This is a genomic window from Candidatus Poribacteria bacterium (assembly GCA_009839745.1).
Lineage (GTDB): Bacteria > Poribacteria > WGA-4E > WGA-4E > WGA-3G > WGA-3G.
The window spans coordinates 1-4,908 of the sequence record VXPE01000077.1; the positions used below are offsets into that span (position 1 = coordinate 1).

Here is a 4,908-nt window from a genome sequence, read left to right on the forward strand (position 1 = left end):
ATTATTAAATCCGTATCTTGATTTGAACTTAACCTTTTGCACATAACGTTAAGTTGCATTCGTACAACAGATACCCTCATGGGACGACGAGTGTTTTTCCACCAAGGCCTTTCAAAGCACACAAAATCACTCCTGATCAACGCGAAGAAGTTCGGCATAATGCACATCTCGCAGCGGAAACCCTCAACGTTTGAAAGTCCGCCTTGCAAGGAGACGTAGGGTAATAGACCCGCTGCACGCCGGGAGTGACAAGCAGCGGGTCTAAAAGGGTAATGGATAGGGGAAAGGTGGGAATAAAAAACACCCCAGAGCCACGGAAAGGCTGGGGCATTTAGAGGTAGGTGTCAATCACAGGGGCGACTGACATTTATCGGAAAATCCGTAGAAAGCACAAGCGGACAAAACGGCAGGTCCGCTGGGAACCCGCAACGCCGCTCTTCTGTGTCCGCGGAGGCTGCGGCATATCAGTTCATAGCAGATGGCTACTCGATATCCTCAAGGCTTTTCGCTGTCAGTCCCTTCTCAAAGAGGGCATCGAGTTCAACAGGGCTACGCAGGGCACGCACTCGCGTGATGACCGCATCGGGAACGGGCGGAAACCGGTGGTGTAGCAGCTTCAGGAGTGCCTCTTGTTTGCCATGGATCTCCCCTTGCTCAAGGCCTTCCTGTCTGCCTTCCTGTCTGCCTTCTTGTCTGCCTTCTTGTCTGCCTTCTTGTCTGCCTCGTTGGTGTCCGCGTTTTTCGCTGATTTCAATGATGGATTCTGCCATGTCTACAAGCTCCGTGTTTTGTGTAGTCTCTTGTATGAGGAGACGCAGCAAGTCTTGATGTTCGTCTGCGTCTCGGCGGTGTAAGATAAGCAGGAAGATATATAATATCGCACGCTCGTGGGCTTCCGCATCGTCTGTTCGCAAGTCACGAAGTCCATCTAAAGCGTCAAGGAGTGCCTGTCGCATTGCCGCCGGGTCTTTCGGGCGTTCCTGTTGCAAGACAGTCAACACCCAGCCTAACGGATGCCCAGTCTCTGTCAGGCGTTCAGGTGCTGTCGCTTTGACATCAAGCAGGAAGGTGTCGAAAGTCGGCACGAAGCGCGTCAGTGCCTCCGGGATGTCCATGAGGGCCGCCACAGACAGCGGAGCTTTCCATTCACGACTCCCTGTGTAAAACACAATCGGGATAATAGGCGTTACCCGCCACTCCGCCTCGGGTTGCTTTGCCGCTATCCACTGCCGACGTTCCTCCATCCATATCTGAACCATGTACGACAGCAACCGCAGTTGCATCGACCGATCCACCGTGGACTGATGCTCGATCAGAAGATAGACGATCACTTCCTGACGCGGCTGCGGGGTCCGAAACGGGAGACTGAACACCATATCCGATTCTTGCGTCCGAAGCTCATCGGGGATGAAACTCCGGTGGACTTGCTCAACGCCCTCAAAGTCAAACGCCGCAACGAGCGAACCGAGAAACATCTCCAGTAACGCCTCAAGGTGTTCTCGCTGACGCAGCAACCATTTCGCACTGCTATCCGGGAACTGGTGGCTCGAGACCTGCGACAACTCTCGCAACGACTGTTCTATCGACATTCCGCCTCCTCTTCAGACGCGACACCTCACCACGGACGCACCCTGTCAACTTGAGTTATATCACAAAGTCTAACACACTTGACTATCCCGCGTCAAGCAAAAAAGCCACACCGCCCGCTTCGCAAGACACAAAACAGAGACAGACACCATAGCAGACATCCGAGTTTTACGGGCTGCGAAGCTGCTGGAAGTAATAGATGTGGATACCTGAGAAGATATGGCGGGAAGTGGAAGATAGCAGACAAACAAAAAAAGCAGACGCACGCTCTGCTCGATTGGGGGTCCCTTTGTGTCTGGTGTCGTATCTCCATCGTTTTCCTGACCGTAATAGCCGCTTGAGGGATGACTCCCTGAATTGATTCAATTTTTTATCGTTAAACAACAAAAATCAGGGACCTTTACGCTTCTCAAACGCTGTCGGCCCAATTGTTGTTTAAACATTTTAATTGTTTTAAGAATAATTGTTTTAAGGAGGCGATCCACCCACGCCACACCTACATTCCCGAGGTTAAAGGTGTAGGTTTATAGGGTTAAAGGTGTAGGTTTATAGGGTTAAAGGTGTAGGTTTATAGGGAACCCCCTTAAACACTGCTCATAGCCAACGACGAAATGATGAAAAAGTGGATTAAAGGTGTAGGTTTGTGGGGAAAAAGGTGGAAATGATATTGACTAAAATACACTTTTATGATAGTGTATACATAAATGTTCAAAGGAGGGAAAACAAATGTTTTTAGCAGAAATCAAAGAAGTCATCAAAGCAAGTCCTGCTATCCAGATAGAGAGCAAGATTACGCATTTACAGAGAAGAGCATGGAATGTATTGCTCGCAAATGCTTACGACGAACTACCAACCGCAGAGGTTCACCGGGTCAATGTTGCTGAGTTGGCAAAGAAACTCGGATTCACCTCTAAGAAACTTGAGTATCTCAAGGAGACATTGGAAGCACTCGTTGATTGTAAAGTCAAGTGGAACCTTCTCAACAAAGACAACCAGGAGAAATGGGGAGTCGCCAGCCTCTTGTCAGAGGTGGAAATAGAAAATGGCATCTGCACGTATGCCTTCACACCCTATCTACGCTATAAACTCTATAATCCTCGCATTTACGCCAGGCTCAATTTGCAAATGCAAGACCGGTTCACCAGCCGATACGCTCTCATCCTCTGGGAGGTGTGTTTCGACTATTTCGACATTGTCCGCAAGGAAGGCGAAACACCCTTTATTCCACTCAAGACATTCAGAGAACTCGTAGGACTCGAGAACGAAAAATATCAAACATTTAAGGAACTTAATCGAAATGTTATCAAACCTGCCATCCAGGAAATCAACGAACTGACCGGTTACTTCGTGGAAGTCGAACACAAGCGACTCGGTCGGAAGATCGGCGAATTGAAGTTTAGAATCACCAAACCTAAACAACTTTCCATCGATGCGCCTGCGCCAGAGACGGTCTTCGCCGATACCTACGACCTGCCCGAAATCGCTCGGGAGTTAGTCGAAGCCGGTGTTTCCCGGAGAGAGGCACTCCGGATCGCAGTGGAAGAATGGGACGTAGTGGATGCCGACGCACTTCCGGACGCCGAGAAACTTGATTTTGCCGTGTATGTTGCCGAGAAAATCCAGCTTGCAGTGTATGCCAGAAACGTTTCAAACCCCGGTGGATTCATCATACAAGCCATCCGCGAGAACTATCGCGACCCGTTGTTAGCAGAGGAACTTCATCAAAAGCAGCGAGAAGAACACAAAGCCATGCTTGAAGTGCTAAAAGCCGATTTCATCGAGAAAAGGAGCGCCCTCCTCCAGCAAGCCGTGCGTGAGAATCCTGTCCTCCTTGAGCAAGCCGCTGCGAAAATCACCTCACGCTTCGCACGCGCACGCTTGGAGACATACACTTCGGTTGCCGATGCTTACAAAGTCGGTGGTATGGTGACCAGCGAGATTAACTACATCCTCGCCGAAGAGTTCTGTCAGGACCGCCTCGCCCCTGTCCTTCAGCAGTATGAAGACGAAAAAGCACGCATCCAACAGAAATACCCTACACTGAAAACACCCCAAAACTGAGACACCTATTTATTTTCTCTGTTCGGTACTCGCATACCCCGCGTTTGCGGCGTTGACGGATGCCGACCTCGATAAGATCCGCTTGATTGTCAATGAGTCCTAACTGTTTTTTGTACCGCCACGGTGCTTTTTGCGTTAATTCCAGTGGCTTCCAATTGGAATGGAAGCATTTGGAAGTATTTAGAAAACACTGGAGGATCCTATAATGCCAAAATTGACAGTTACGGAAGCTGAAAAGTTAGTCTCCGTCGGTAAATCAACGATATACACCGATATGGATACAGGAAAACTCGCCTTTGATTTGAATGCTCGCGGCAAGAAAGTTATCGACCCCGCAGAACTGGATCGCGTCTATGGTTTACGGAAACATCCGGAAATAAATGGAAACCCCACTATAAGCGAAAATGGAACATCTCGGACACAGATGGAGACTTCTGGAAACGGTAATGGAACATCTCGGACACACTCGGAAATTTCTGCAAACACCGATGCAGGCATGGGAGACGTGAGGTTTCTACAGAGCGAGGTGGAACGTTTGAAAGCCGAGTTGGAAGCTGCCGGAAAGCGTGAAGCAAAACGCCTCGAACGCGAGGAGCAGCTGGAAACTCGCGCGGAGAAACTCCTTGATATGCTGGCGATGGAACAGGAAAAGACAAAGATGTTGATGTTACCACAAGGGGCACCAGAACGAATTAAGAAAAAGGGGCGTTGGTTTGGGTATTTTCGGCGGAAGCGGTAGATTTTAGCGAAAGCGGCGGATAAAAATGTTGACAACACGCTGTATCGTTCTGACCAGTGTCCCTACCCCTAAATGGGTTTCTGAGGCGTTGAGCGTCAAGAGAGTGCGGTTCCTGTGGCTAATTTTCAGAGGTATGGATTAACGTCTGCGGCAATTGGGTTGCCTGTTACTGCATGTTAACGCACCCTGCCTCTCCGAAATTTGTTGAAATTCTGCTGAAATTTCGGGCGAAAATTAACTGTGAGTATCAAAAACACCTAAATTAGCGGATTTTCTTCAATATTTGGCACTTTGAATGGAACAAAATTTAGAAAACGTTAAGTTCGGTGGTCTCCGGTCTTATACCCGCGCGTCTAACACACATCTTCGCGTGGAATACCAAAACGCATACTGTAGGAGGGGTTTGTAACCCCGACAGAATGTCTGGGTCCACTATAAAACGAAACGGGGTAATGCCGCTAAACATTACCCCGTTTCGTGGTTAAGGTTAGTTCAAACAAATTTTATCCCTGAAATAACCT

3 protein-coding genes are annotated in these 4,908 nt (G+C 48.8%); 2 read left to right on the plus strand and 1 reads right to left on the minus strand.

Annotation, left to right across the window (positions count from 1 at the left end):
• Positions 1–482: 482 nt before the first annotated feature.
• On the minus strand, positions 483–1,589 hold the full coding sequence (locus tag F4X88_12780; protein ID MYA57166.1) for a hypothetical protein: 1,107 nt from the start codon (positions 1,587–1,589) through the stop codon (positions 483–485).
• 724 nt (positions 1,590–2,313) lie between these two features.
• Between F4X88_12780 and F4X88_12785 the strand changes: the two genes are divergently transcribed.
• Both F4X88_12785 and F4X88_12790 read left to right on the plus strand, forming a co-directional pair.
• Positions 2,314–3,648, plus strand: a complete 1,335-nt coding sequence (locus tag F4X88_12785; protein MYA57167.1) for a replication initiation protein — start codon at positions 2,314–2,316, stop codon at positions 3,646–3,648.
• A gap of 205 nt (positions 3,649–3,853) precedes the next feature.
• Positions 3,854–4,387 carry a hypothetical protein gene (locus F4X88_12790; protein MYA57168.1) on the plus strand — a complete coding sequence of 178 codons (534 nt, stop codon included), beginning with the start codon at positions 3,854–3,856 and terminating at the stop codon, positions 4,385–4,387.
• Positions 4,388–4,908 lie beyond the last annotated feature (521 nt).

Bases quoted from the DNA above. Each gene is read 5' to 3' on its own strand.
- F4X88_12780 (MYA57166.1), bottom strand. From the start codon at position 1,589: ATGTCGATAGAACAGTCGTTGCGAGAGTTGTCGCAGGTCTCGAGCCAC.
- F4X88_12785 (MYA57167.1), top strand. From the start codon at position 2,314: ATGTTTTTAGCAGAAATCAAAGAAGTCATCAAAGCAAGTCCTGCTATC.
- F4X88_12790 (MYA57168.1), top strand. From the start codon at position 3,854: ATGCCAAAATTGACAGTTACGGAAGCTGAAAAGTTAGTCTCCGTCGGT.